Raw genomic sequence first — 23,239 nt, forward strand, 5'->3', positions numbered from 1 at the left:
AANNNNGCCCGGATCGCGCTTGGCGGCTCGGCGCGCCCGCCGTGGCGCGCCTCAGGCCGTGGCCGGCGCGGCCCGCAGGGTGACCAGCGCCAGGGCGACCGAGGCGGTGGCGCACAACGCGATCGCGGCGAGCATGGGCAGCGCTGTCCCGTCGAAGAACGGCCCCGCTGCCACCACGGCCAACCCGCCCACCAGCATCTGGAGCGTGCCCCCGAGCGAACTCGCGAGCCCCGCGATCTCGCCGTGCTCCTCGAGCGCCATGACCATCGACGTCGGGATCACCAGCCCCATGAACCCGTTGCCCATGAACAGGAATGCCGTGATCGCCGCCAGCGTCGCCCCGCCGAGGCTGCCCACGACGAAGAGCGCCACGGTGAACGCCGCGAAACCCAGTGTGCCCCAGAGCATCACCCGGCGCGCCGTGAAACGCTGGCCCAGCGGGCCCGCCAGCTGCGAGGCGCCGAAGAAGCCGCCCGCGTTGATCGCGAAGAAGAGCGAAAACTGCGTCGGCGTCAGCCCGAAGGTCTCGACATAGACGAAGGGCGCGAAGGAGATGAAGACGAAGAAGCTCGCCATCCCGAAGGCCCCGATCAGCGTGAGGCCCAGGAACGGGCCCGAGCGCATCAGGGTCCGCGCCCCGGCCCAGAGCGCGCGCAGGTTGACCGGCACGCGGCGGTCGGCGGGCAGCGTTTCGGGTTGGAGCGTCGCGGCCATCGCGATGCAGGCGACCGAGGCCAGCGCCATGAACACGAACACGCCGCGCCAGCCCACCAGCGCGATGACGCCCGACCCGGCCAGCGGCGCGAGCATCGGAGAGACCGAGATCACCAGCATGATGAGCGACATGAGCCGCGTCGCCTCGTGCCCGGTGTACATGTCGCGGATGATCGCGCGCGGGATCACCATGACGGCCGCGCCCCCGATCCCCTGCACGAAACGCGCCGCGACCAGTGCCTCGATCGACCCGGCGAGTCCGGCCCAGACCGACCCGGCGGCGAAGATCGCGAGGCCTGCGAAGATCGGGGCCTTGCGTCCCACCATGTCCGACACCGGGCCATAAACCAGCTGCGACACGCCAAAGGCCAGGAAGTAGAAGGTGATCGTGTTCTGCGCCACCGGCTCCGCAACCCTCAGGTCGCCCGCGATGGCGGGCAGGGCGGGCAGGAACATGTCGATCGCGAAGGGCCCGACCATCGACATGAGCGCGAGGACGAGCGCCGTTCGAAAAAGGCTGGATTGCATGACGGATCTCCGGGCAGATGGGTGAACCGCGTCGCGGTCAGGCGCGCACCCTGTCCCCGCGCCGCGCCCCTGTCAACGCACCGCTGGCGCAGGTCCTGTGCATCGGCTAAGGGAGGGGCGAAAGGGGACGGGCATGGACATGGTGCAACTCGCCACGATGGGCGGTCTCTTGTTGGTGATCGGCGGCTTCGCGGGCATCCTCGCGGGGCTTCTGGGCGTGGGCGGCGGGATCGTGCTGGTGCCCGCCTTCTACTACGCCTTCGCCGGGCTGGGCTACGGCGGGCCCGAGCTGATGCAGGTCTGTCTCGCCACCTCGCTCGCCACGATCATCGTCACCTCGATCCGCTCGGTCACCTCGCACAACAAGAAGGGTGCGGTCGAATGGCCGATCCTGCGCGCCTGGGCGCCGGGGATCATGATCGGCGCGGTGATCGGCGTGCTGGTGGCCTCGGGCCTGCGCACCCCGACGCTGCAGGCCATCTTCGGCACGATCGGCATCGTGATCAGCTTCTACATGCTGTTCTTCAAGTCCGAGTGGCAGATCGCCGACCAAATGCCGGGCCTTGTCGGCCGGTCGATCCTGTCCCCGCTCGTCGGGTTCCTGTCGGTCCTGATGGGGATCGGCGGCGGCAGCTTCGGCGTGCCGATCATGACGCTGCACGGCCTGCCGATCCATCGGGCCGTGGCGACCGCGGCGGGCTTCGGGCTGGTGATCGCCGTGCCCTCGGTCATCGCGTTCCTCTTCGTCGACGTGGCGGGCGCGCCGCCCTACACGCTGGGGGCGGTGAACGTGCCGGCCTTCCTGATCGTGATCTTCGCCACGACGCTCACGGCGCCTCTCGGGGTTCGAATCGCCCATGCGCTCGACCCCAAGCCACTCAAGCGCGCCTTCGGAGTGTTCCTGCTGCTGGTCGCGGGCAACATGCTGCGCAAGGCGCTTCTGGGCTGAGCCCCCGCGACCACGGGGCGCATGTTGGCGGGGCGCGCCGCGGGGCATAGCATCGCGAAGAAGGAGACCGCCCATGCAACCGCCCCGCTTCGGCCAACCCGCCCCGAAACCTGGCCTCTGGCGCCGCACGCCCCCGGCGCTTTTCACGCCCGTCTTCGGACTCTTCGGCCTCGCGGCGGCTTGGCGGCGCGCGGCGGACGCCTTCGCGGCGCCGCCCTGGCCGGGGGAGCTTCTCTTCGGCGCGGTGACGCTGCTCTACCTGTTCCTCCTGGTCGCCTACGGCGCCAAGGTCGTACGCCGCCCCGGCGTCGTGGTCGAGGACCTGCGGGTGCTGCCCGGACGCGCCGGATTGGCCGCGATGAGCCTGGGCGGCATGCTGATGGCGCTGGGGTTCATCCACCTGTCCCCGGCGCTCGCGCAGACGGTGCTGGCGCTCGCCATCGGTCTTCACGCGATCCTGCTGGTGCTGGTCCTGCGCGCGCTGCTCATGGGCCCGGCCGAGGCGCGGCGGGTCACGCCGGTCTGGCACCTGACCTTCGTGGGCTTCATCGTGAGCCCGCTGGCCGCCATGCCGCTGGGCTGGACGGCGTGGTCGCAGGCCGCCTTCTGGGGCTCGCTCGCCGCGGCGGTCGCGATCTGGGCCGTTTCCCTGGTGCAGTTCCTGCGCCAGGACGTGCCCGCGCCGCTGCGCCCGCTGCTGGCGATCCACCTTGCGCCCGCGAGCCTTCTGGGCACCGTCGCGCTGCTCATCGGGCAGGCGGAGATCGCGCAGGGGTTCGGCCTGTTCGCGGGGCTGCTGCTGGCGCTCCTCCTCCTGCGGGCCCGCTGGGTGACGGCGGCCGGGTTCTCGCCGCTCTGGGGGGCCTTCACCTTTCCGCTCGCGGCCTTCGCGGGGCTCTACCAGCTCCTGGGCGCGGCCGGGCAGGGCGAGGCGTTCCGGATCATCGGGGGCCTCGCGCTCGTGGCCGCGACGCTGATGATCCCGGTCATCGCGTGGAAGGTCGTCCAGATGTGGGGCAAGGGGACGCTGGCGGCCAAGACCAACGCCGCGCAGGTGTGAGAGCCGGGGCGTGGCGGGTGACGGCGAAGGGCAGGGCGGCCCGGCGCCGCAGCTCCACTTCTCTAGAATCCTAGGATTCCAGAGGACCATAGGCCCAAGACCCCGGCGCGCGCCCATAGAGCCTCCGTGGCGGCCAACCGCGGCAGCGATTTCACCCGGCGTCTCCGAGCTCCGCCTGCACCTTCTTGGGAAGCTTCGCGCGGATCGTGTCGTAGGACACCGTCAGCCGGTGGCGGAGCTCGTCCGCGTTCGTCGGTCCGAAGGGCAGCAGCACCCAGGAGCGATGAAAATACGCCGCCTTCTGCGCGACGCCCGCATCCTTGAGCATGTCGGCGGTCTCCACGTCGGGGCATTTCACCGCGACGCCTGCGCCCATCGCGCCGATGCAGGCGAACATCTTGCCGCCCACCTTCCACGCGTCATGTCCGCCGCCCCACGGGTCCGAGACTTCGGCTCCGGGAAACGTCCGGCAGATTTCGTTGACCAATGCGCGCGACATGGGCGAAGGCTATCACGCTTGGCAGAGCCGGCGAAGCCTGCTATCACGCCCCCATGAACGGAAACCGCAACATCATCATTGGCTGCATTACCCGCTGACATCGTCAGGCGGACCGTTCTTCTATTCCTCATCCAGATCGAAGCTGCTAGGTCCGCCGCGGGAGAATTGCGCGCGAGGACGAAATGGTCGAGATCAAGCTGCACAACACGGCGACGCGGAAGAAAGAGGTCTTCATCCCGGAGGTCCCGGACAACGTGCGCATGTATGTCTGCGGGCCCACCGTCTATGACCGCGCCCACCTGGGCAACGCGCGCCCGGTCGTGGTCTTCGACGTGCTTTACCGGCTCCTGCGCCATGTCTACGGCCCCGACCACGTCACCTATGTGCGCAACTTCACCGACGTCGATGACAAGATCATCAAGCGCGCCGAGGAGAGCGGGACGCCGATCGACCGGATCACGGCGGAAACGACGCAGTGGTATCTCGACGACATGGGCGCGCTCGGGGCGCTCGAGCCCACCGCGATGCCTCGCGCGACCCAGCACATCGACGACATGATCCGCATGATCGAGGGGCTGATCGAGAGCGGTCACGCCTATGCCGCCGAGGGCCACGTGCTCTTCGCCGTGGAGAGCTACGAGGAGTACGGCAAGCTTTCGGGCCGGTCGGTGGACGACATGATCGCGGGCGCCCGCGTCGAGGTGGCGCCCTACAAGAAGAACCCGATGGATTTCGTCCTGTGGAAGCCCGCCCAGGATGACGAACCGGGCTGGGACAGCCCCTGGGGCCGCGGGCGCCCGGGCTGGCATATCGAGTGCTCGGCGATGTCCTACGAGCTGCTGGGCGAGAGCTTCGACATCCACGGCGGCGGCAATGACCTGATGTTCCCGCACCACGAAAACGAGATCGCCCAGTCGAAATGCGCCCACCCCGGCGGCGGCTTCGCGCGCTACTGGCTGCACAACGAGATGCTGCAGGTCGAGGGCAAGAAGATGTCCAAGAGCCTGGGCAACTTCTTCACCGTGCATGATCTGCTGGAGCAGGGCGTTCCGGGCGAGGTGATCCGCTTCGTGTTCCTGGGCACGCATTATCGCAAGCCGATGGACTGGACCCAGAAGAAGCGGGAAGAGGCGGAGGCGACGCTCAGGAAGTGGTATGCGCAGGCCGCCCAGGGAACGGGACACGGCACGCCCCATGACGGGGTGGTCAACGCGTTGGCCGACGATCTGAATACCGCCGGGGCGATCGCCGAACTCCACCAGTTGTCGCTGGCCGACGATGTGGTCGGGCTTCGGCACGCCCTGCAGTTCCTTGGGCTCATGGGCGACGATGTGCCCGACTGGGCGCAGGTGGACCTGTCGGGGCTGGCGGGCAAGCTTTTCACGCTTCGGGAAGAGGCGAAGGCTTCGAAGGACTTCTCGCAGGTCGATGAGATGAAGGCGGCCCTGGTGGCGGCGGGCGTGGAAGTGCGCATGTCGAAGGACAACGTGGACCTCGTGCCCGGCAAGGGCTTCGATGCCGGCAAGCTGGAGGGGCTGCAATGACACGTGCAACCGAAACGGTGAGCGCGACGGTCGCGGGAGCGCGCGAGACAACATCCACGAACGGGGGCCGCCATGACTGAGCGCCTTTACCTCTTCGACACCACGCTGCGCGACGGGCAGCAGACGCAGGGCGTGCAGTTCTCGACGCCCGAGAAGATGGCCATTGCCAAGTCGCTCGACGAACTCGGCATCGACTACATCGAGGGCGGCTGGCCGGGCGCGAACCCGACCGACAGCGAATTCTTCCTGGCCCGCCCCGAAACCCGCGCGACCTTCACCGCCTTCGGGATGACCAAGCGCGCCGGGCGCTCGGCCGAGAACGACGACGTGCTCGCGCAGGTCTTCCAGGCGCAGACCCCCGCGGTCTGTCTCGTGGGCAAGACGCATGACTTCCACGTCACCACGGCGCTCGGCATCACGCTCGACGAGAACGTCGAGAACATCTCGGCCTCGATCGCCTACCTGGTGCGCGAGGGGCGCGAGGCGCTGTTCGATGCCGAGCATTTCTTCGACGGCTACAAGGCCAACCCCGACTACGCGTTGGCCTGCGTGAAAGCCGCCTACGACGCGGGCGTGCGCTGGGTGGTGCTGTGCGACACGAACGGCGGCACGCTGCCGCGCGAGGTCGAAGAGATCACGCGCGCGGTCGTCGCCTCCGGCATCCCCGGCGATCACGTCGGCATCCACACCCACAACGACACCGGCAACGCCGTGGCCAATTCGCTTGCCGCCGTCGACGCGGGCGCGCGCCAGATTCAGGGCACGCTCAACGGGCTGGGCGAACGCTGTGGCAACGCCAACCTCATCACGCTCATCCCGACGCTGATGCTGAAGGAACCCTACCGCAGCGAGTACGAGATCGGCGTGCCGCAGGAGGCGCTCGTCACGCTCACCCGCGTGTCGCGCCAGCTCGACGACATCCTCAACCGCGTGCCGGTCAAGAGCGCGCCCTACGTCGGTGGCTCTGCCTTCGTCCACAAGGCGGGGCTCCACGCGAGCGCGATCCTCAAGGACCCGACCACCTACGAACACATCGACCCGGCCATCGTGGGCAACGAACGGGTCGTGCCGATGTCGAACCAGGCCGGGCAATCGAACCTGCGCGCCCGGCTCGAGGCGGTGGGCATCTCGCTCGAAAAGGGCGACCCCCGGCTGGGCGAGATCCTCGACGCCGTGAAGGCGCGCGAGGACGAGGGCTATGCCTACGACAGCGCCGAGGCGTCGTTCGAGCTGGTGGCGCGGCGCATCCTGGGCACGTTGCCCAACTACTTCGACGTGGAGCGTTACCGCGTCATCTCCGAGCGCCGGCGCAACGCCAAGGGGCGCATCGTCGTCGAATCCGAGGCGATGGTGGCCGTGCGCTACCCCGACGGGGCGGAGCGCACCTCGTTCTTCAAGAACGAGCATGCCCATGAAATGTCCGACGACGGCCCCGTCAACGCGCTGTGGCAGGCGTTGCAGGCCGATCTCGGCCCCTACCAGGGGGCGATCGAGACCGTGAAGCTCACAGACTTCAAGGTCCGTATCACCCAGGGCGGGACCGAGGCCGTGACCCGCGTGATCATCGATTTCACCGACGGCGTGCAACAATGGTCCACCGTGGGCGTTTCCGCCAACATAGTGGATGCGAGCTTCGAGGCGCTGCTCGACGCGGTGGTCTGGAAGCTGTTGGACGACAAGACGAGTGTGGCATGACCGACGCCTTCTTCAGGCTGCATGAAGATCTGCCCCGCGAGGGGCCGGGGGACCGCGCGAGCCTCGACTGGGCGCTGAAGCTGGCCGGGGTGGCGCGGGAGGCCCGTGTGCTCGACGCGGGCTGTGGTCCCGGCGCCGACATCGCCGGACTTCTGGCCCATGTGCCCGAGGGCCACGTGACGGCGCTCGACGCCCATGCAGGCTTCGTGGCGCAGGCGCGCGCGCGCCTGCGCCACGAGCCTCGCTTGACGGTGCGCGAAGGCGACATGGCCCGGCCCGGCGGGCCCTACGACCTCATCTGGTCGGCCGGCGCGCTCTACTTCCTCGGGATCACGGACGGTCTCAAGACGTGGCGCGCCGCGCTCGCCCCCGGCGGCGCGGTGGCCTTCTCGGAGCTCGTCTTCCTCGTCGACACGCCCGCCCCGGAGCTCAGGGAGACGCTGGAGGCCGAGTATCCGCGCATCGGCGGGCCGATCACGCTCGAGGAGCGGATCGAGGCGGCCGGGTACGAGGTGCTGGGCGTGCGCATCCTGCCGGACGAGGCGTGGGAGGCCTATTACGGACCGCTCGAGGCACGCTGCGATGCGCTTGAGGCGGACGCGGACCCCGCGTTGCAGGAGGTGATCGACGCGGCGCGGGCCGAGATCGATCTCTGGCGCACCCATCGCAACCAGTTCGGCTATGCCCTGGCGGTGGCGCGCCCGGCATGAGCGTTTCGGCCTGTGCAGAAATCGTCCAGGAAGGCGATCCCGACCGCTTCCTCGCGACCATGACGGCCGACGTGCCGGGGCGCGAGGCGCTGTTCCCGCTCTTCGCCTTCAACCTGGAAATCGCGCGCGCCCCTTGGGTGACGGCCGAGCCGCTGATCGCGGAGATGCGGCTCCAGTTCTGGCGCGACGTGCTCGACGAGATCGAGCAGGGGGCCCAGCCGCGCGCGCACGAGGTGGCCGCGCCGCTCACGGCGGCCGTCCACGCCCGCGCCATCCCGCTGGCGCCACTGCGTGCACTCATCGACGCGCGCCGCGCGGACATCGCCCGCGAACCCTTCGCCACGCCCGCCGCGCTCTGGGATTACATCAATGAAGGCGCAGGAGGGCTGATGTTCGCCTCTGTCGCCGCACTTGGCGGGACGCGGGAATCCGAGGCGCGGGTGCTGGGACGGGTCCACGGGCTCGCCGCCTGGCTCGAGGCGCAGCCGGCGCTCGAGGCGCATGGCTGGCGCGCGGCCGACCTGTCGCTCTATCCCGAGATGATCGACACGGCGCTCTCCGAGCTGAAGGGCCTGCGTGGCACCCGGTTCGGTCCGGCCACGCCTGCCGCCCGTGTCGCGTGGCGTGCGAAGGGCATCCTCAAGCGGGCCAAGGCCGATCCGAACGCGATCGCCGAGGGGCGGCTCTCCGAAAGCGAATTCGCCCGCCGCGGCGGTCTTTTGTGGAAGACGCTGCGGGGGCGCTGGTAACGCTCAGTCCTCGCTCGGGCGCATCACCAGCCAGATCAGCGCGGCCCCGGCCAGCGCCAGGAACGGCACCATCGCCAGGTTGACCGCCATCCAGCCGTCCTGCGGCGAGCCGCCGGAGCAGTTCATCAGGCCGCCGGAGGCGAGCGAGGCGACGGTCACGCCGCCGAAGACGATCATGTCGTTCATGCCCTGGATGCGGCCACGCTCATGCGCTTCGTGGGCACCGGCGAGCATGGTGGTCGCCCCGATGAAGCCGAAGTTCCAGCCGATGCCGAGCAGCACGAGCGCGATGAAGAAATTCTCCAGGTCGACACCCTGGAGCGCCACCACGCCGGCCGCCGCGAGGATCGTGAGGCCGGTCGCCATGATCTTGCGCGTGCCGAAGCGCGCGATCAGGTGTCCGGTGAAGAAGGACGGGATGTACATCGCCAGCACGTGGGCCGAGACGATGTCGGCAGCGGTGGTCTTCTCGAACCCGCAGCCCACGACCGCGAGCGGGGTCGACGTCATCACGAGGTTCATCAACGCGTAGCTCACCATCGCCACGATGATCGCCACCGCGATGGTCGGGGTCGTCAGCATCTCCCACACCGTGCGCCCGCGCGGCGCGTCGACGCTGGGCTTGGGCGGCTTGGGGATGTCGAGCGCGAGGAAGAGGAGCGAGCCGACCACGTTCAGCACGATGATCGCCGCGTAGACGCCAAGGAAGGGGACCACGCTCACGTCCACGGTCGCCTTCACGAGCTGGGGGCCGATGATCGCGGCCGCCAGCCCGCCGGCCATGACGTAGGAGATCGCCTTGGGCCGGAAGCTCTCGGACGCCGTATCGGCAGCGGCGAAGCGGTAGAAACCCTGCGCGGACATGTACATGCCGGTGAACGCCGAGCCCGCGATGAAGATCGGAAAGCTCGCCTGGCTGAGGCCGTAGGCCGCGACGACCGCGCCGATCGTGCCGCCCAGCGTGCCCGTCCAGAACCCCGCGCGCCGGCCGAAGCGCTGCATGATCCACGACATCGGGTTGGCCGACAGCATGGAGACCAGCACGATCGCCGAAATCGCCAGCGTTGCGAGGCAGGGGTTGGGGGCGAGCGACTGCCCGGCCAGGCCGCCGACCGTGAAGATCATCGGCATCTGCGCGCCGAGAAGCGCCTGCGCGATTACGAGGATCGCCACGTTGCGTTTCGCCTTGCGGTCGTCGGGCTGTGTGTAGACGGCGTCAGTCATGGCAGCGGCTTACCCCGACATATTCAAAAAGGAAAGAGTGTTATGCGCGTTCGATCAGGTGCGCGAAGGATCCCGAGACGTTGTCGCGCACAAGGCCCATCGGGACAAGCGCCGCGCCTTCGGCGTCCGAGGCCGTGAAAAGCGGCGCGCCGGTTTCGGACACGGTCGTGGCGTAGTGGAATTCATGCGCGGCCCAGCGACCCGCGAAGGGGCCCTCGGTCGTGGTCACGCTCCGGTAGCCCAGGTGCAGCTTGCGGGTGGCGAAGCTCGTCTCGACGCCCAGCAGACCCAGCATCCGGTGGCGCGTGCCTTGCGCGTCCGTCAATGCCTCGCCCAGCACCATGTAGCCGCCGCATTCGCCGTAGACCGGGCAGGTGGCCGCCTCCATCCCGGCGCGGAAGCGCGCGGCGGCGGCGATCCGGCCCGCGTGAAGCTCTGGGTAGCCGCCGGGGAGGAAGACGATGTCGGCGCGCGGGTCGGGCGGTTCGTCGGCCAGCGGAGAGAACGGCAGCACCTCCGCCCCCGCCGCGCGCCAGTCGTGGATCATGTGCGGATAGGAGAAGGCGAAGGCCTCGTCACGCGCCAGCGCGATGCGCTGCCCCGGTGGGGCGGGCGGCGTGCCGGGTGCCGGGTCGGGCAGGGGCGCGGCCAGTGCCGAGAGCGTGTCGAGGTCGACGGCTCCCGCCACCTTGTCCGCCACGGCGTCGAGCCAGGTGTCGAGGTCGGCCCGCTCCTCCGCCTGCACAAGTCCGAGGTGGCGCGAGGGATGCGCCATGGTCCGGTCGCGGTGGAGCGCGCCCAGCACGGGCAGGCCGAGGGGGGCGAGGGCCGCGCGCAGCATCGCTTCGTGGCGCGGGGAGCCGACCATGTTCAGGATCACGCCCGCGATGCGCACCTCGGGATCGTGCCCCGCGAAGCCCGCGACCAGCGGCGCGATGCTCTGCGCGGTCTTGGCCGCGTCCACGATCAGCACCACGGGCAGGCGCAGGTGCCGGGCAAGGTCGGCCGTCGCGCCCCGGCCCTCGGGCGGCGCGCCGTCGAAAAGCCCCATCGCGCCTTCGATCAGCAAAAGCCCGTCACCGGCGGCGCGCGCGGCGATCCGCTCCGGCGACATCGCCCAGGCGTCGAGGTTCAGGCAGGGCGCGTGGCAGGCGGCGGCGTGAAAGCGCGGGTCGATGTAGTCCGGCCCGGACTTGGCCCCGCGCACCGGCGTGCCCCGCCGTGCGAGCGCACGCAAAAGCCCCAGCGTCACCGTCGTCTTGCCGCTGCCCGAGGCGGGGGCGGCGAGGATCAGGCCGCGCCCGCTCATCCGTCTTCGACGGGGCGGCCCAGCGACAGCGGGTCCGTGTTGCGCATCGGCGTGCCCATCGCGAGCGATTGCCAGTCCAGCGCCTGGCGCAGGAGCGCCGCGCGCCCGACGCAGATGACGGCGGGCGATCCCACACCCTGCGTCTCGGCGTCGGCCGCACAGGTGGCGAGCGTGGTTTCGAGCACCGTCTGGTGCGGCAGGGTCGCGTCCGAGACGATGGCGACCGGCTCTTCCGGCCCGCGCCCGGCGGCGATCAGGTCCTCGGCGATGGCGGCGAGGTGCTTCATCCCCATGTAGATCACGATCACGCCGGAGCCCTTGGCGACGGCGGCCCAGTCGACGCCCGTGACCTTGCCCTGCCGGTCATGGCCGGTGACGAAGGTCACGGCCTGGTTCACGTCGCGGTGGGTGACGGGGATGCCGGCATAGGCGAGCCCGCCGATCCCGGCGGAGATGCCGGGAATGATGCGGATCGGCACGCCGTGCTGCACGAGCGTCTGCCCCTCTTCGCCGCCGCGCCCGAAGACGAAGGGGTCGCCCCCCTTCAGCCTCAGAACCTTGCGCCCCTCGCGGGCGAGGTCGATCAGCTGGAGCGAGATGTCCTTCTGCTCGGCCGAAGGCTTGCCCCCGCGCTTGCCGGCATAGATCCGCTCGGCCGCCGGGTTGCCCCAGTCGAGGATGCGGTCGTCGACCAGCGCGTCATGCACGATCACGTCGGCCTGCATCAGCGCGTTCATCGCGTGGAGCGTCAGGAGCCCGGGGTCGCCGGGACCGGCGCCGCAGAGCCAGACCCAGCCGGGCTGCATCACCGGCCAGTCGCCGGGGGGGAGGTGCATCGAGTCGGTCATCCCGCGCGTTATGCACCCCCCCGGCCGCGATGAGAAGCCGCGGGGCGACGCATCGTTCCCCGCCTGCGGCGCGCGGGCCCTTTCGCCCTGGCGGATCGCGACTATAGTGCCCCCGATGGACGACACGCCCGCAAAGGAACTGCGCCGGGGCTGGACCACCGGGGCCTGTGCCACCGCCGCGACGCGGGCGGCGCTTCTGCGCCTTTGGGGCGGGGCCTTTCCCGAAACGGTGACGATCACGCTGCCCAAGGGCGAAACCCCGACCTTCGAACTGGCCCACCGCGCCGAGGGCGACGGCTGGGCCGAGGCGGGGATCGTGAAGGACGCGGGCGACGACCCGGACGTGACCCATGGCGCGCTCATCATCGCGCGGGTGGCGCCGGGGGGAACCGGCGTGCGCTTCGCGGCCGGGCCGGGCGTGGGGACCGTCACCAAGCCCGGGCTGCCGATCGCGCCCGGTGAGCCCGCGATCAATCCGGTGCCGCGCCAGATGATGCGCGGGCAGGTCAAGGAGCTCGCGCAGGTCCATGACCGGCCGGGCGACGCGCTCATCACCCTGTCCATTCCCGGTGGCGAAGAGATCGCGCAAAAGACCTGGAACCCGCGGCTCGGGATCACAGGCGGCCTCAGCGTGCTGGGCACCACCGGCGTGGTGCGCCCGTTTTCCTGCGCGGCCTGGATCGCGTCCATTCACCGCGGCATCGACGTGGCGCGCGCCGAGGGCCTGACCCACGTGGCGGGCTGTACCGGGGCGACCTCGGAGAAGGTGGTGCAGGCACTCCACGATCTGCCCGACAGCGCGATGCTCGACATGGGGGACTTCGTGGGCGGGATGATGAAATACCTCGTCCGCCACCCCGTGGAGCGGGTCACCATCGGGGGCGGCATCGGCAAGATCACGAAGCTGGCGCAGGGTGCGATGGATCTTCACTCCAAGCGCGCGCAGGTGGATTTCGACGTCTTGGCCGATTGGGTGGGCGATCCGCGCGTGCGCGACGCGAACACTGCGCTGGAAGCTTATGAAATCGTTGGACAACCTTTGGCACAGGCCGTGGCCGACCGGGCGCTCGGGGTGATCCGGGAGCGCTTCGGGAACGACCTTGCCGTCGACATCGTTGTCATTGACCGAGGGGGCACCATCATCGCACGGAGCGGACCATGAGAATCCTTCTCCTCGCAGGCACTTACGAGGCGCGCCAGATCGCGCAGCGGCTCGGACGGGATGGGCGGCTTGAGGTCACGGCCTCGCTCGCCGGTGCGACGCGGGTGCCACTGCCGCTCGACGGCGAGGTGCGCGTGGGTGGTTTCGGCGGACAGGTCGAACAGCAAAACTATATCATGAACAATGGCTTCGACGGCGTAATTGATGCAACGCATCCCTTCGCGGCCCGTATCTCGGCGCGCACGCAGATGATCTGCGCCGCCCTGAACGTGCCCTACGTGCAGGTTCTGCGTCCCGGCTGGGCGCCCGGGCCGGGCGACGACTGGCGCATGGTCACGTCCGAGGCGGGCGTGCCCGGCCAACTGGCCGCGAACATGCGCGTCTTCCTCGCCACCGGGCCGGGCTCGGTCGCGGCGATGGGGCGGCTGCCCGTGGCGCATGTGCTCTGCCGCCGCATCGACGCGGCCGAGACACCCTATCCGCACGACAACGGCGAATGGCTGATCGGCCGGCCCCCGTTCTCCGTCGAGGACGAGGTCGAGACGTTCCGGCAGGCAGGTGTGGATATCCTCGTGACCAAGAACGCCGGCGGCGCCGGCGGCTTCGCCAAGCTGGAGGCCGCGCGCGCCCTGGGCCTTCCGGTCGTGATGATCGACCGCCCCCCGCAACCGCCCGGCGAGAAGGCCGAGACGGTCGAGGCCGCGCTCGACTGGGTGGAGCGGCTATGAGCGTGGGGCGCATCATTCACGGCCCCGAGGACGTGGCCGAAGGGGCCGCGTGGCTGGCGAAGACCGAGCCACGCTTCGCCCATGCGCTCGAGCAGACCGGGCCTCTGCCGTTGCGGCGCAAGCCCGAAGGGTTCGACCAGCTCCTGTCGGCGATCGTGAGCCAGCAGCTCTCGGTCGCCGCGGCGGCCACGATCTGGGGCCGGATGGAGACGGCGGGGCTGGACGACGCGGCCGCGATCGCGGAGGCACCGGACGAGGTGCTGCGCGAGGTCGGCCTTTCGCGCCAGAAGATCCGCTATGCCCGCGCGCTGGCCGAGGCGGGCATCGATTTCGACGCGCTCGCGCATCTGCCGGACGACGAGGTGGTGGCGGAACTCACCGCCGTGCCGGGCATCGGGCGCTGGACGGCGGAGATCTACGCCATGTTCTCGCTTGGCCGCGCCGACATCTTCGCGCCCGCCGATCTGGCCCTCCAGGAATCCACGCGCATCCTCTTCGACCTGCACGAACGCCCGCGCGAAGCGGCGATGCGCAGCATGGCCGAGGAATGGTCCCCGTGGCGTGGCGTTGCGGCCCGGGCCTTGTGGGCCTATTACCGGGTGGCGAAGAACAGGGAAGGGGTGCGTTGATGGCACGGGAACTGGCCTACAAGAAAAAGGACGCGGCATCGGGCAAGACCGACTCGGTGGTGGTGTTCCTGCACGGCTACGGCGCGGATGGAGCGGACCTTCTGGGGCTCGCGGATCCACTGGCGCCGCACATGCCCGATACCGCCTTCTATGCCCCCGACGCGCCGGAGAAATGCTCCGGCAACCCGTTTGGCTTCCAGTGGTTCCCGATCCCGTGGCTCGATGGGTCGAGCGAGGAGGCCGCGCGCCAGGGTGCGGACGCGGCCCACGAGGACATCGACGCCTTCCTCGACATGGTGATCGCCGAAGAGGGGATCACGCCCGACCGGCTCATCGTCTTCGGGTTCAGCCAGGGCACGATGATGTCCCTGCGCGTGGTGCCCCGGCGCGATGCCGAGATCGCGGGGATCGTCGCGTTCTCGGGCCGAATCCTCGACACGGAGAACTACGCCGAGACCGTGAAAGTGCGCCCGCCGGTCCTGCTGGTGCACGGCGACGCCGACGACATGGTGCCGGTCGCGCATTTCCAGGAATCCGGGGACATCCTGACCGGCGCGGGTTTCACCGTCTACGGTCACGTCCAGGAGGGCACGGGCCACGGCATCGCGCCCGCCGGGCTGTCGGTGGCACTGTCGTTCATGGCCGACCGGCTGGGAATCGCCCTCGACCGCGGCTAGGGCGCGGGTCCCCGGTCTCGGGGTCGGGTCAGGCGTTGCGAATGTATCACTTTGGCGGGAGGCGGATGGGCGCCGGGTGCGCTGTCGTTTTCCCTTGCGGATATGGGCCTCGACGCGCGGCGGTTCAGCCGGGTGCCGTGCCCGGGGCCGCGAGGACAGCCGCAGGCAGCCTGGGAAAACGCTATACCTTTCAACGGATAAGCACGAACCGCGCAGCAGGCAGAGACGCGCGCCTTGGATCGCCAGCCTGTGCCGCGGGTCGCGCGCCCGCGGTTGGCATGCCGGGTCGCGATCGGACAAGCGGGGCGAACGGAAGGCGAACATTTCCGCAGCCGCCACGCCGTCACATGGCTGATACGCAACCGGGTCAGACTGCGCCCAGATCATGGGGCTTGTCAGGGGTTCTGACCCATATATAGTCCATGATGAGTATCAGACGGGGCGGGATGTCCCCGCCCTGCGATCGAGGCACAGGGCGAGGGCGGAGTCACTTCCGATGGACGGCGATTTCAGGACACATTTCGTAAGAGAACACAGTAACCCCAGGTCGCATCCGGCCCTGGTTCTGAACGCGGACTTCCGCCCCTTGTCATACTACCCCCTGTCACTGTGGCCCTGGCAGGAGGCGGTGAAGGCGGCCTTCCTGGACAGGGTCAACATCATCGCCGAGTACGAAGAGGTGGTCAGAAGCCCCAGCATGGAGCTCAGGATCCCCTCGGTCGTGGTTCTCAAGGATTACGTCAAACCCCAGAAGCGCGTGGCTTTCACGCGCTTCAATCTTTTTCTGAGGGATGAATTCCGCTGCCAATACTGCGGTTCGAAGGGCGATCTGACCTTCGACCACGTGGTGCCGCGCGCCCGGGGCGGGGTGACGAGCTGGGAGAACGTGGTCGCAGCCTGCTCGAAGTGCAACCTGCGCAAGGGCTCCAAGCATCTGCACCAGTCCGGGCTCAGCCTGCGCAAGCCGCCGCGGCAACCGGGGGCCGAGGAGCTGCGCAACATGGGGCGCAAGTTCCCGCCGGGCTACCTGCACGAAAGCTGGATGGACTTCCTCTACTGGGACGCCGAGCTGGAAGCCTGAGCCTGCGCGCCGCTCAGCCCGAGCAGGACGCCCCGCCCAGCACGCAGAACTTGGCGCAATGCGGGTGGTTGAGCGCGACCGGCCGCTCGGCGTCGGCAAGCGTCGGTCCCATGTCGAACGCGTCCTCGTAGGGCAGGAGCGTGCAGGACACGACCGAGGGCTGCGCGCCCTTGCGCTTGACCACCATCCGCGACGACGCGCACATCACGTCCTTCGGCGACTTGTCGAGGATGCCCCAGCACGAGGTGGTGATTTCCGGGACTTCCACGGAAAGGTCCATCTCGGGAAAGATGACCAGCGCGCCGGGGTCGTTCGCGTCGATCCGGTAGCCGCGCTCGGCGAAAAGCGCGCCGTAGCCCGCACGTGCCTCGGCCTCCGTCTCTTGCCACCGCGCGCGGCCCGCCACGGCGATGGTGGCGCCCTGGTCGCGCAGCCAGTCGAGGCCTTCGAGCGACCTGGCGAAGGCACCGGCCCCGCGCACGGCGTCATGGCCCCCGGCGGTCCAGTGATCCAGGGAGACGCGCAGGGTGATCCGCGCGCCATGCGCCTTGATGAGCTGGGCAAGCCGGGTGCGCACCTGCGGGCGCATCATCGGCGCCATCGCGTTCGTCAGGACCAGCACCTCGTGACCGGCCGAGAGCGCGTCACGCATCATCGCGATGAACTCCGGGTTCATGAAGGGCTCGCCCCCCGTGAACCCGATCTCCGTCACCGGCCAGCCGCGTTCGTTGATCTGGGCGAGGTAGCGCGCCACCTCGGCGGCCGTGAGGTACTCCAGCGCGTCGTTCGTGGGCGAGCTTTCGATGTAGCAGCCCTCGCAGGCGATGTTGCACAGCGTTCCCGTGTTGAACCACAGCGTCGTCGGCTGCGTCAGCGCCACGGTGGCGCGCGGGCTGCCGTCGGCGGTGGTCTGCGGGTCCCGGAACTTGCCCGCGTTGGCGATGGTCACGCGTTGGTTCATGTCGTCTCACTCCGTTTCATCGTGGCTAACCCACGGTGGCGCCGGGGGAAAGCCCGCGTGGCGCAGGCGTGACACGGTTGTGATGTAACCCGAGGATGCTAGACTCGGGCGGGGCGTCGCGATAACAAGGCGCCGCAGGTCGGTTAGCGCTAACAGACAGCGTCGCCACCCCCGGCCGGAACGGAGAGATAGATGGTTTCGCGCGTCATCCCGGTCGATCCATTCGACCTCGTCATTTTCGGCGGCACCGGCGACCTTGCCCGCCGCAAGATCCTGCCGGGCCTCTACCGGCGCTACTACGACGGCCAGATGCCGGAGGAGGCACGCATCATCGGCGCGGCACGCTCCGAGATGGACGCGGACGGGTTTCGCGACTTCGTGCGCGGCGCGCTGGACGAATTCGTGACGAAGCGCCACGACAAGAAGATGGTCGACGCCTTCCTGGCCAAGCTCGACTACGTCGCCGTGGACGCGAAGGGCACCGGGGGCTGGGATGCGCTGGCCAAGACGATGCGCGACGGGGTGGTGAAGGCCTATTACTTCTCCGTGGGTCCCGCGCTGTTCGGCGACATCGCCGACCGGCTTCACGAACACGGCATCACCGATGACGACGCGCGGATCGTCGTGGAGAAGCCCTTCGGCCACAATCTCGAAACCGCGCGCGCGCTCAACGCCACGCTGGCCGCGCATTTCGACGAAACGCAGATCTACCGGATCGACCATTACCTGGGTAAGGAGACGGTCCAGAACCTGATGGCCGTGCGTTTCGGCAACATGCTGTTCGAACCGCTCTGGAACGCGCAATACGTCGACCACATCCAGATCACGGTCTCCGAGACGGTGGGCGTCGGCGGGCGCGGGGAGTACTACGACAAATCCGGCGCGATGCGCGACATGGTACAGAACCACCTGATGCAGCTTCTGTGCCTGACGGCGATGGAACCGCCCTCGAGATACGATCCCGACGCGGTGCGGGACGAGAAGCTCAAGGTCATCCGCGCGCTCGAGACGACCGGGCACGACGACATCGTGCGCGGCCAGTACAAGTCGCGCGAGGAAAGCTATCTCGAGGACGTGGACAACCCCGGCTCGATCACCGAGAGCTTCATCGCGATGAAGGTGCGGATCGCCAACTGGCGCTGGAACGGCACACCCTTCTACCTGCGCACCGGCAAGCGGATGAAGGAACGCGTGTCGGAGATCGTCGTGCGCTTCAAGGAACCGCCGCACTCGATCTTCGAGGAAGACACGGGGCAGAGCGCCAACGAGCTCACCATCCGGCTCCAGCCCAACGAGGGCATGGACCTGACCGTCACCATCAAGGAACCGGGCCCGGGGGGCATGCGCCTGATCGACGTGCCGCTCGACATGACTTTCGCCGAAGCCCTGGGCGAAGAGGCCGCGGACGTGCCGGACGCCTACGAGCGTCTCATCATGGACGTGATCCGCGGCAACCAGACGCTCTTCATGCGCGGTGACGAGGTCGAGGCGGCCTGGGCCTGGACCGATCCGATCATCGAGGACTGGACCCGGCGGGAGGATCGGCCTTATCCCTATGAACCGGGATCCACCGGTCCGGAGGAAGCGATGATCCTGATGCATCGCGACCGGCGCCGGTGGCGGGAGTTGCGTGCATGACCTACGAGTTGAAGGAATACCCCGATCGCGAGCTGATGATGATGGATCTTGCCGATCTCATCGCATCGGAACTGCGCCGCGCGTTGTCGCAGGACGACCGCGCATCATTGGCCGTGCCGGGAGGATCCACTCCGGGGCCGATCTTCGACACGTTGTCGGCGGTGCACCTGGACTGGGACCGCGTCGACGTGATGCTGACCGACGAGCGCTGGGTGCCCGAGGACAGCGACCGCTCGAACACACGGCTTCTCAAGACGCGGCTCTTTCGCGACCGTGCGGAGGCCGCGCATCTCGTGCCGCTCTACGGGGACACGAAGACGCCCGAGGAATCGCTCGACCGGCTGAGCGAAGGGGTCGAGGCGGCGCTGCCGCTTTCCGTCGTTCTGCTGGGCATGGGGACGGACATGCACACGGCGAGCCTCTTTCCCGGGGCCGACCGTTTGGACGAGGCGCTGTCCGCGCGCGCCCCGGCCCTTGTGGCGATGCGGGCCGACGGGGCGCCGGAGCCGCGCGTGACGCTGAGCGCGCGCGTGCTGAACGACGCCATGTCCAAGCATCTCGTCATCACCGGCGCGGCCAAGCGCGAGGCGCTCGAACGGGCGGCTAAGACGAAAGACGCCCACGCCGCGCCCGTGCGCTCCGTGCTCAAGGATATTGTCGTCCACTGGGCCGAGTAGGGGCCATCCATCGTCCCGGTCCGGGTGGATCGGGACCAAGCCATCGCGAGCCAAGAGGGAAACCCGATGTCCTGGAATGCACTGACCGGGCACCGTGAACAGCAGGGCGACCTGCGCATCGCCGAACTGATGGAAGACGCGGGGCGCGCCGAGGCGTTCTCGGTCCGGATGGACGACATGGTGCTGGATTACTCCAAGACCCTTGTGGACCAGGGCGCGCGTGACCTGCTGCTCGAGCTTGCCGGGGAGGCGGGCGTGACCGCGCGGCGCGACGCGATGTTCTCGGGGCAACCGATCAACGAGACCGAGGGGCGGGCGGTGCTCCACACCGCGCTGCGCGATCCGGGACCGAGTGGCGCGCGCGTCGACGGGCAGGACGTGCTCCCCGAGGTGCACGCCACGCTCGACCGGATGGAGGAGTTCGCCAACGGCCTGCGCACCGGCAAGGTGCGCCCGGTGAACGGCGGGCGGTTCACCGACGTGGTCAACATCGGCATCGGCGGCTCCGACCTGGGCCCAGCGATGGCGACGCTGGCGCTGGCCCCGTGGCACGACGGGCCGCGGCTTCACTATGTCTCGAACGTGGACGGGGCGCATATCCACGACACGCTGGACGGGCTCGATCCGAAGACGACGCTGGTGATCGTGGCCTCCAAGACCTTCACCACCATCGAGACGATGACCAACGCGGACACCGCGCGCCGCTGGCTGGTGAACGCGATCGGGGATGACGAAGTGGGCCGCCATTTCGCCGCCGTCTCTTCCGCCGTGGACAAGACCGCCCAATGGGGCATCGACACGAGCCGGGTCTTCGGTTTCGCCGACTGGGTCGGGGGACGCTATTCGCTCTGGGGGCCCGTGGGCCTTGGGCTGATGATCGCCATCGGCCCCAAGCCCTTCCGCGAGATGCTGGCGGGCGGGCACGACATGGACGCCCATTTCCGCACGGCGGAGGGGGCCGAGAACATGCCGCTCATGCTGGCCCTCGTGGGGATCTGGCACCGGCAGGTCTGCGGCCACCCGACGCGCGCCGTGCTTCCCTACGACCAGCGCCTGTCGCGGCTTCCCGCCTACCTCCAGCAGCTGGAGATGGAGAGCAACGGCAAGTCGGTTGCGATGGACGGGTCCACGCTCACCGTTCCCTCCGGTCCCGTCGTCTGGGGCGAGCCGGGCACCAACGGCCAGCACGCCTTCTACCAGCTCATCCACCAGGGGACCGAGGTGGTGCCGTGCGAATTCCTTGTCGCCGCCCGTGGGCACGAGCCCGACCTCGCGCACCAGCACGCGCTGCTCGTGGCCAATTGCCTGGCCCAGTCCGAGGCGCTGATGAAGGGCCGCTCGCTGGACGAGGCACGCGCGATCATGGCGGAGGCCGGGCTCACCGGCGACGAGCTCGAGCGCCAGGCGCGCCACCGCGTCTTCCCGGGCAACCGTCCCTCCACGACGCTGGTCTACCCTCAGCTCACGCCGCGCATGCTGGGCCGGATCATCGCGCTCTACGAACATCGCGTCTTCGTGGAAGGGGTCGTTCTGGGCATCAATTCCTTCGACCAATGGGGCGTCGAACTGGGCAAGGAACTGGCCAAGGCGTTGGCCCCGGTGCTTGCGGGCGAGACGGACGGGGCGGACAAGGACCCGTCCACCCGGATGCTCGTCGATTACGTCCAGACCACGCGCGGCTGACGCCGGGGCAGGGCGTGCCGCAACGTCCGATGATGATACGCCATACCTTTCCGTTGCGCCCCGCCGAGGGTGCTGTTACCTCCACGGCAGGTTAACCGGGAGGACAGAATGCAGATTTCCAAGGACACCCCCGTCGTCGTCACCGGCGGCGCATCGGGCCTCGGCGCGGCCGTCGCGCGGGCGATGGCGGCTGAAGGGGCGCCGGTCGGGATCTTCGACCTGAACGAAGAGGCCGGCGAAGCGCTGGCCAAGGAGCTGGGTGGTGTTTTCGCCAAGGTCGACGTGTCCGATCCGGACAGCGTCACCGCGGGCTTCGAGACGGTGCGCGCCAAGAACGGCCAGGAGCGGATCATGGTCAACTGTGCCGGCATCGGCACGATCGGCAAGACCGTGTCGCGCGGCGAAGCGCTGGATCCGAAGCTCTTCGTCAAGACGCTCATGGTGAACACCGCGGGCACGTTCAACTGCGCTTCGCAATCCGCGCTGGGCATGACCGGGTCCGACCCCGTTACCGAGGACGGCGAACGCGGCGTGATCATCAACACCGCGTCCGTGGCGGCCTTCGACGGTCAGATCGGCCAGGTGTCCTACTCGGCGTCAAAGGGTGCCGTGGCCGGCATGACGCTGCCGATGGCGCGCGACCTGTCGAAGAACGGCATCCGCGTGATGACCATCGCGCCGGGCCTGTTCCTCACCCCGATGATGGAAGGTCTGCCCAAGGAAGCGCAGGAAAGCCTCGGCGCCCAGGTGCCGTTCCCCTCGCGCCTCGGCCGCCCCGACGAATACGCCGCGATGGCGCGCCACATCGTCGAGAACTCGATGCTGAACGGTGAAGTGATCCGCCTCGACGGCGCGATCCGCATGGCGCCGAAGTAAGCCTCGCCCATTGCGTGACCATGAAGGGCCGCCCTCCCGGGGGCGGCCTTTTTCATCGGGTCAGGATCAACTGGTCGTCCGCGATCTCGATCCGCTCGAACCGGCGCAGGTAGGACATGCCCAGGAGCGAGCGGTCCATCTGCCCTTCGTTCACGTAGACGCGCACGTTCGACATGGAGATGTCGCCCAGCGTGATCTCGTCCACCCGCGTGGGCGCGGTGCGCACCGACCCGTTCGCCGTCATCGCCGTTCCGATGAAATCCAGCCGGTCGAGGTCGATCCCCGCCCTCTCGGCATCCTCCGTGGTCAGCACGACTTCCGTCGCGCCCGTGTCGACAACGAACTCAACGGGCGTCCCGTTCACGCCGGCGGTGAGGTAGAAATGCCCGTCGGGGCGGCGCGGCACCTCGATCACGCCGCTGTCGATGACCGACTGGCGCGGCATGACATCGCGCTGGATGTCGGTCCAGAGGCCATAGGCCGCGATCGCGCCGACGAAGATCAGCGCCCAGATCGACGCCTGTTGCAGGCTGCGGCCAAGATTGGCCCTGTTCATCATGAAGAATGACGCGATGACCGCGGCCCCCAGAAGGACAAGGTAGGTCAGGCGTCCGAAATCATAAGCTTCCATGCCCAACAGATAGGCATCCCCGCCCGGGTTTTCCAACGCTCAGCCGAAGAGCCCTGTATCGGCCAGCCCGTCGATCATGAACTGGATCGCGAGTGCGGCCAGCAGCATGCCCAGGAGCCGGGTCACCACGTTGATGCCGCTTTCCTTGAGGTAACGCCCCAGCGTCCCGGCGGCCAGGAAGAAGGCGAAGACGCAGATGAGCACCGACACCATCACGCCGAGGATGGAGAGCTTCACCACCACCTCGTCGGCCTCGCCCATCAGCAGGATCATCGTCGCCATCGCGCCGGGGCCCGAGATGAGCGGCATGGCGAGGGGAAAGACGCTGGGGTCGTCGGCCGGGTCCAGCGCAGAGGCCGCGCTCTGGCTCTGGCGGCGCTGCTTGCGCCGCTCGAACAGCATGTCGAGCGCGGTCAGGAACAGAAGGGCGCCGCCCGCGATCCGGAACGCGGCCATCGAGATGCCGAACAGGTCGAGCACCCTCTGGCCCGCCAGCCCGAAGATCGTGAGGATCACCCCGGCCACCAGGACGGCGCGCAGCGCCACCGCGAAGCGGTGCCCGGCGGTCATGTCGCGGGTGAGGGCGAGGAACACCGGGGCCAGCCCGATCGGATCGATGATCACGAAGAGCGTGACGAAGGCGGGCAGCAGGGCCGCGGTGTCCATC

Annotated in this window: 23 protein-coding genes; 15 read left to right on the forward strand and 8 right to left on the reverse strand. The window is 68.8% G+C overall.

Features of this window, described 5'->3' with window-relative positions:
• Positions 1–51: 51 nt before the first annotated feature.
• Positions 52–1,242 (reverse strand): multidrug effflux MFS transporter, encoded by a 1,191-nt coding sequence (locus GQE99_RS07845; RefSeq protein WP_161351043.1) that lies wholly within the window; start codon positions 1,240–1,242, stop codon positions 52–54.
• 133 nt (positions 1,243–1,375) lie between these two features.
• Between GQE99_RS07845 and GQE99_RS07850 the strand changes: the two genes are divergently transcribed.
• A complete protein-coding gene (locus GQE99_RS07850) occupies positions 1,376–2,191 on the forward strand; it encodes a sulfite exporter TauE/SafE family protein (RefSeq protein ID WP_161351044.1) in 816 nt (271 codons plus the stop codon).
• Positions 2,192–2,264: 73 nt separating this feature from the next.
• Positions 2,265–3,251 carry a TDT family transporter gene (locus tag GQE99_RS07855; protein WP_161351045.1) on the forward strand — a complete coding sequence of 329 codons (987 nt, stop codon included), beginning with the start codon at positions 2,265–2,267 and terminating at the stop codon, positions 3,249–3,251.
• Positions 3,252–3,402: 151 nt separating this feature from the next.
• On the opposite strand, the gene GQE99_RS07860 is transcribed toward GQE99_RS07855, so the two are convergent.
• Positions 3,403–3,750, reverse strand: coding sequence for an MmcQ/YjbR family DNA-binding protein (locus GQE99_RS07860; protein ID WP_161351046.1), 348 nt, complete (start codon positions 3,748–3,750; stop codon positions 3,403–3,405).
• Positions 3,751–3,932: 182 nt separating this feature from the next.
• On the opposite strand from GQE99_RS07860, the gene cysS reads away from it, so the two are divergent.
• From cysS to GQE99_RS07880, 4 genes are all read left to right on the forward strand, one after another.
• Positions 3,933–5,294, forward strand: coding sequence for a cysteine--tRNA ligase (gene cysS / locus GQE99_RS07865; protein ID WP_202530619.1), 1,362 nt, complete (start codon positions 3,933–3,935; stop codon positions 5,292–5,294).
• Between the two features lie 72 nt (positions 5,295–5,366).
• Positions 5,367–6,989 (forward strand): citramalate synthase, encoded by a 1,623-nt coding sequence (cimA, locus tag GQE99_RS07870; protein WP_161351047.1) that lies wholly within the window; start codon positions 5,367–5,369, stop codon positions 6,987–6,989.
• On the forward strand, positions 6,986–7,699 hold the full coding sequence (locus GQE99_RS07875; RefSeq protein WP_161351048.1) for a class I SAM-dependent methyltransferase: 714 nt from the start codon (positions 6,986–6,988) through the stop codon (positions 7,697–7,699). The genes cimA and GQE99_RS07875 overlap by 4 nt, the downstream gene beginning before the upstream one ends.
• Positions 7,696–8,448, forward strand: a complete 753-nt coding sequence (locus GQE99_RS07880) for a squalene/phytoene synthase family protein (RefSeq protein ID WP_161351049.1) — start codon at positions 7,696–7,698, stop codon at positions 8,446–8,448. Before GQE99_RS07875 ends, GQE99_RS07880 begins: the two co-directional genes overlap by 4 nt.
• A 3-nt stretch (positions 8,449–8,451) precedes the next feature.
• Here GQE99_RS07880 and GQE99_RS07885 read toward each other — a convergent pair whose 3' ends face one another.
• From GQE99_RS07885 to cobA, 3 genes are read right to left on the reverse strand one after another with little or no spacing between them, the layout of a single operon-like run.
• On the reverse strand, positions 8,452–9,672 hold the full coding sequence (locus GQE99_RS07885; protein ID WP_161351050.1) for an MFS transporter: 1,221 nt from the start codon (positions 9,670–9,672) through the stop codon (positions 8,452–8,454).
• A 40-nt stretch (positions 9,673–9,712) separates the two neighbouring features.
• Positions 9,713–10,981 (reverse strand): cobyrinate a,c-diamide synthase, encoded by a 1,269-nt coding sequence (locus GQE99_RS07890; RefSeq protein ID WP_161351051.1) that lies wholly within the window; start codon positions 10,979–10,981, stop codon positions 9,713–9,715.
• Positions 10,978–11,829, reverse strand: coding sequence for a uroporphyrinogen-III C-methyltransferase (gene cobA, locus GQE99_RS07895; RefSeq protein WP_161351052.1), 852 nt, complete (start codon positions 11,827–11,829; stop codon positions 10,978–10,980). Before cobA ends, GQE99_RS07890 begins: the two co-directional genes overlap by 4 nt.
• 115 nt (positions 11,830–11,944) lie before the next feature.
• Here cobA and GQE99_RS07900 point away from each other — a divergent pair, with 115 nt between their 5' ends.
• The 5 genes from GQE99_RS07900 (at position 11,945) to GQE99_RS07920 (ending at position 16,106) form a co-directional block, all read left to right on the forward strand.
• Positions 11,945–12,991, forward strand: a complete 1,047-nt coding sequence (locus GQE99_RS07900; RefSeq protein ID WP_161351053.1) for a cobalt-precorrin-5B (C(1))-methyltransferase — start codon at positions 11,945–11,947, stop codon at positions 12,989–12,991.
• On the forward strand, positions 12,988–13,719 hold the full coding sequence (locus tag GQE99_RS07905) for a cobalt-precorrin-6A reductase (RefSeq protein ID WP_161351054.1): 732 nt from the start codon (positions 12,988–12,990) through the stop codon (positions 13,717–13,719). The genes GQE99_RS07900 and GQE99_RS07905 overlap by 4 nt, the downstream gene beginning before the upstream one ends.
• Complete coding sequence (locus GQE99_RS07910) at positions 13,716–14,348, forward strand: DNA-3-methyladenine glycosylase family protein (RefSeq protein ID WP_161351055.1); 633 nt, start codon at positions 13,716–13,718, stop codon at positions 14,346–14,348. The genes GQE99_RS07905 and GQE99_RS07910 overlap by 4 nt, the downstream gene beginning before the upstream one ends.
• Positions 14,348–15,025, forward strand: a complete 678-nt coding sequence (locus GQE99_RS07915) for an alpha/beta hydrolase (RefSeq protein WP_161351056.1) — start codon at positions 14,348–14,350, stop codon at positions 15,023–15,025. The genes GQE99_RS07910 and GQE99_RS07915 overlap by 1 nt, the downstream gene beginning before the upstream one ends.
• Positions 15,026–15,521: 496 nt before the next feature.
• Entirely contained in the window at positions 15,522–16,106 is a 585-nt protein-coding gene (locus tag GQE99_RS07920) for an HNH endonuclease (RefSeq protein WP_161351057.1), read from the forward strand.
• Positions 16,107–16,119: 13 nt separating this feature from the next.
• On the opposite strand, the gene GQE99_RS07925 is transcribed toward GQE99_RS07920, so the two are convergent.
• Positions 16,120–17,067 carry a radical SAM protein gene (locus GQE99_RS07925; RefSeq protein WP_161351058.1) on the reverse strand — a complete coding sequence of 316 codons (948 nt, stop codon included), beginning with the start codon at positions 17,065–17,067 and terminating at the stop codon, positions 16,120–16,122.
• A gap of 192 nt (positions 17,068–17,259) precedes the next feature.
• Here GQE99_RS07925 and zwf point away from each other — a divergent pair, with 192 nt between their 5' ends.
• The 4 genes from zwf to GQE99_RS07945 all read left to right on the forward strand — a co-directional run bounded on the left by zwf (position 17,260) and on the right by GQE99_RS07945 (position 21,941).
• Positions 17,260–18,705, forward strand: coding sequence for a glucose-6-phosphate dehydrogenase (zwf, locus tag GQE99_RS07930; RefSeq protein WP_161351059.1), 1,446 nt, complete (start codon positions 17,260–17,262; stop codon positions 18,703–18,705).
• On the forward strand, positions 18,702–19,382 hold the full coding sequence (gene pgl, locus GQE99_RS07935; RefSeq protein ID WP_161351060.1) for a 6-phosphogluconolactonase: 681 nt from the start codon (positions 18,702–18,704) through the stop codon (positions 19,380–19,382). The genes zwf and pgl overlap by 4 nt, the downstream gene beginning before the upstream one ends.
• 66 nt (positions 19,383–19,448) lie before the next feature.
• Positions 19,449–21,065: a glucose-6-phosphate isomerase gene (pgi, locus tag GQE99_RS07940; RefSeq protein ID WP_161351061.1), complete on the forward strand. Its 1,617-nt coding sequence runs from the start codon at positions 19,449–19,451 to the stop codon at positions 21,063–21,065.
• A 108-nt stretch (positions 21,066–21,173) separates the two neighbouring features.
• The gene (locus GQE99_RS07945) at positions 21,174–21,941 is read left to right on the forward strand and encodes an SDR family NAD(P)-dependent oxidoreductase (RefSeq protein ID WP_161351062.1); all 768 of its coding nucleotides are present in this window, start codon (positions 21,174–21,176) and stop codon (positions 21,939–21,941) included.
• Positions 21,942–21,993: 52 nt separating this feature from the next.
• Here GQE99_RS07945 and GQE99_RS07950 read toward each other — a convergent pair whose 3' ends face one another.
• Both GQE99_RS07950 and GQE99_RS07955 read right to left on the reverse strand, forming a co-directional pair.
• Complete coding sequence (locus GQE99_RS07950) at positions 21,994–22,572, reverse strand: retropepsin-like aspartic protease family protein (RefSeq protein WP_161351063.1); 579 nt, start codon at positions 22,570–22,572, stop codon at positions 21,994–21,996.
• 39 nt (positions 22,573–22,611) lie between these two features.
• Positions 22,612–23,238 carry a MarC family protein gene (locus GQE99_RS07955; protein WP_161351507.1) on the reverse strand — a complete coding sequence of 209 codons (627 nt, stop codon included), beginning with the start codon at positions 23,236–23,238 and terminating at the stop codon, positions 22,612–22,614.
• Between the last annotated feature and the right edge of the window lies 1 nt (position 23,239).

It is taken from the genome of Maritimibacter harenae (genome assembly GCF_009882975.1).
In the GTDB taxonomy this organism is placed as follows: Bacteria; Pseudomonadota; Alphaproteobacteria; order Rhodobacterales; family Rhodobacteraceae; genus Maritimibacter; species Maritimibacter harenae.

Excerpts from the sequence above, each read along its gene's own strand:
- GQE99_RS07845 (WP_161351043.1), bottom strand. The coding sequence starts at position 1,242 with ATGCAATCCAGCCTTTTTCGAACGGCGCTCGTCCTCGCGCTCATGTCG.
- GQE99_RS07850 (WP_161351044.1), top strand. The coding sequence starts at position 1,376 with ATGGACATGGTGCAACTCGCCACGATGGGCGGTCTCTTGTTGGTGATC.
- GQE99_RS07855 (WP_161351045.1), top strand. The coding sequence starts at position 2,265 with ATGCAACCGCCCCGCTTCGGCCAACCCGCCCCGAAACCTGGCCTCTGG.
- GQE99_RS07860 (WP_161351046.1), bottom strand. The coding sequence starts at position 3,750 with ATGTCGCGCGCATTGGTCAACGAAATCTGCCGGACGTTTCCCGGAGCC.
- cysS (WP_202530619.1), top strand. The coding sequence starts at position 3,933 with ATGGTCGAGATCAAGCTGCACAACACGGCGACGCGGAAGAAAGAGGTC.
- cimA (WP_161351047.1), top strand. The coding sequence starts at position 5,367 with ATGACTGAGCGCCTTTACCTCTTCGACACCACGCTGCGCGACGGGCAG.
- GQE99_RS07875 (WP_161351048.1), top strand. The coding sequence starts at position 6,986 with ATGACCGACGCCTTCTTCAGGCTGCATGAAGATCTGCCCCGCGAGGGG.
- GQE99_RS07880 (WP_161351049.1), top strand. The coding sequence starts at position 7,696 with ATGAGCGTTTCGGCCTGTGCAGAAATCGTCCAGGAAGGCGATCCCGAC.
- GQE99_RS07885 (WP_161351050.1), bottom strand. The coding sequence starts at position 9,672 with ATGACTGACGCCGTCTACACACAGCCCGACGACCGCAAGGCGAAACGC.
- GQE99_RS07890 (WP_161351051.1), bottom strand. The coding sequence starts at position 10,981 with ATGAGCGGGCGCGGCCTGATCCTCGCCGCCCCCGCCTCGGGCAGCGGC.
- cobA (WP_161351052.1), bottom strand. The coding sequence starts at position 11,829 with ATGACCGACTCGATGCACCTCCCCCCCGGCGACTGGCCGGTGATGCAG.
- GQE99_RS07900 (WP_161351053.1), top strand. The coding sequence starts at position 11,945 with ATGGACGACACGCCCGCAAAGGAACTGCGCCGGGGCTGGACCACCGGG.
- GQE99_RS07905 (WP_161351054.1), top strand. The coding sequence starts at position 12,988 with ATGAGAATCCTTCTCCTCGCAGGCACTTACGAGGCGCGCCAGATCGCG.
- GQE99_RS07910 (WP_161351055.1), top strand. The coding sequence starts at position 13,716 with ATGAGCGTGGGGCGCATCATTCACGGCCCCGAGGACGTGGCCGAAGGG.
- GQE99_RS07915 (WP_161351056.1), top strand. The coding sequence starts at position 14,348 with ATGGCACGGGAACTGGCCTACAAGAAAAAGGACGCGGCATCGGGCAAG.
- GQE99_RS07920 (WP_161351057.1), top strand. The coding sequence starts at position 15,522 with ATGGACGGCGATTTCAGGACACATTTCGTAAGAGAACACAGTAACCCC.
- GQE99_RS07925 (WP_161351058.1), bottom strand. The coding sequence starts at position 17,067 with ATGAACCAACGCGTGACCATCGCCAACGCGGGCAAGTTCCGGGACCCG.
- zwf (WP_161351059.1), top strand. The coding sequence starts at position 17,260 with ATGGTTTCGCGCGTCATCCCGGTCGATCCATTCGACCTCGTCATTTTC.
- pgl (WP_161351060.1), top strand. The coding sequence starts at position 18,702 with ATGACCTACGAGTTGAAGGAATACCCCGATCGCGAGCTGATGATGATG.
- pgi (WP_161351061.1), top strand. The coding sequence starts at position 19,449 with ATGTCCTGGAATGCACTGACCGGGCACCGTGAACAGCAGGGCGACCTG.
- GQE99_RS07945 (WP_161351062.1), top strand. The coding sequence starts at position 21,174 with ATGCAGATTTCCAAGGACACCCCCGTCGTCGTCACCGGCGGCGCATCG.
- GQE99_RS07950 (WP_161351063.1), bottom strand. The coding sequence starts at position 22,572 with ATGGAAGCTTATGATTTCGGACGCCTGACCTACCTTGTCCTTCTGGGG.
- GQE99_RS07955 (WP_161351507.1), bottom strand. The coding sequence starts at position 23,238 with ATGGACACCGCGGCCCTGCTGCCCGCCTTCGTCACGCTCTTCGTGATC.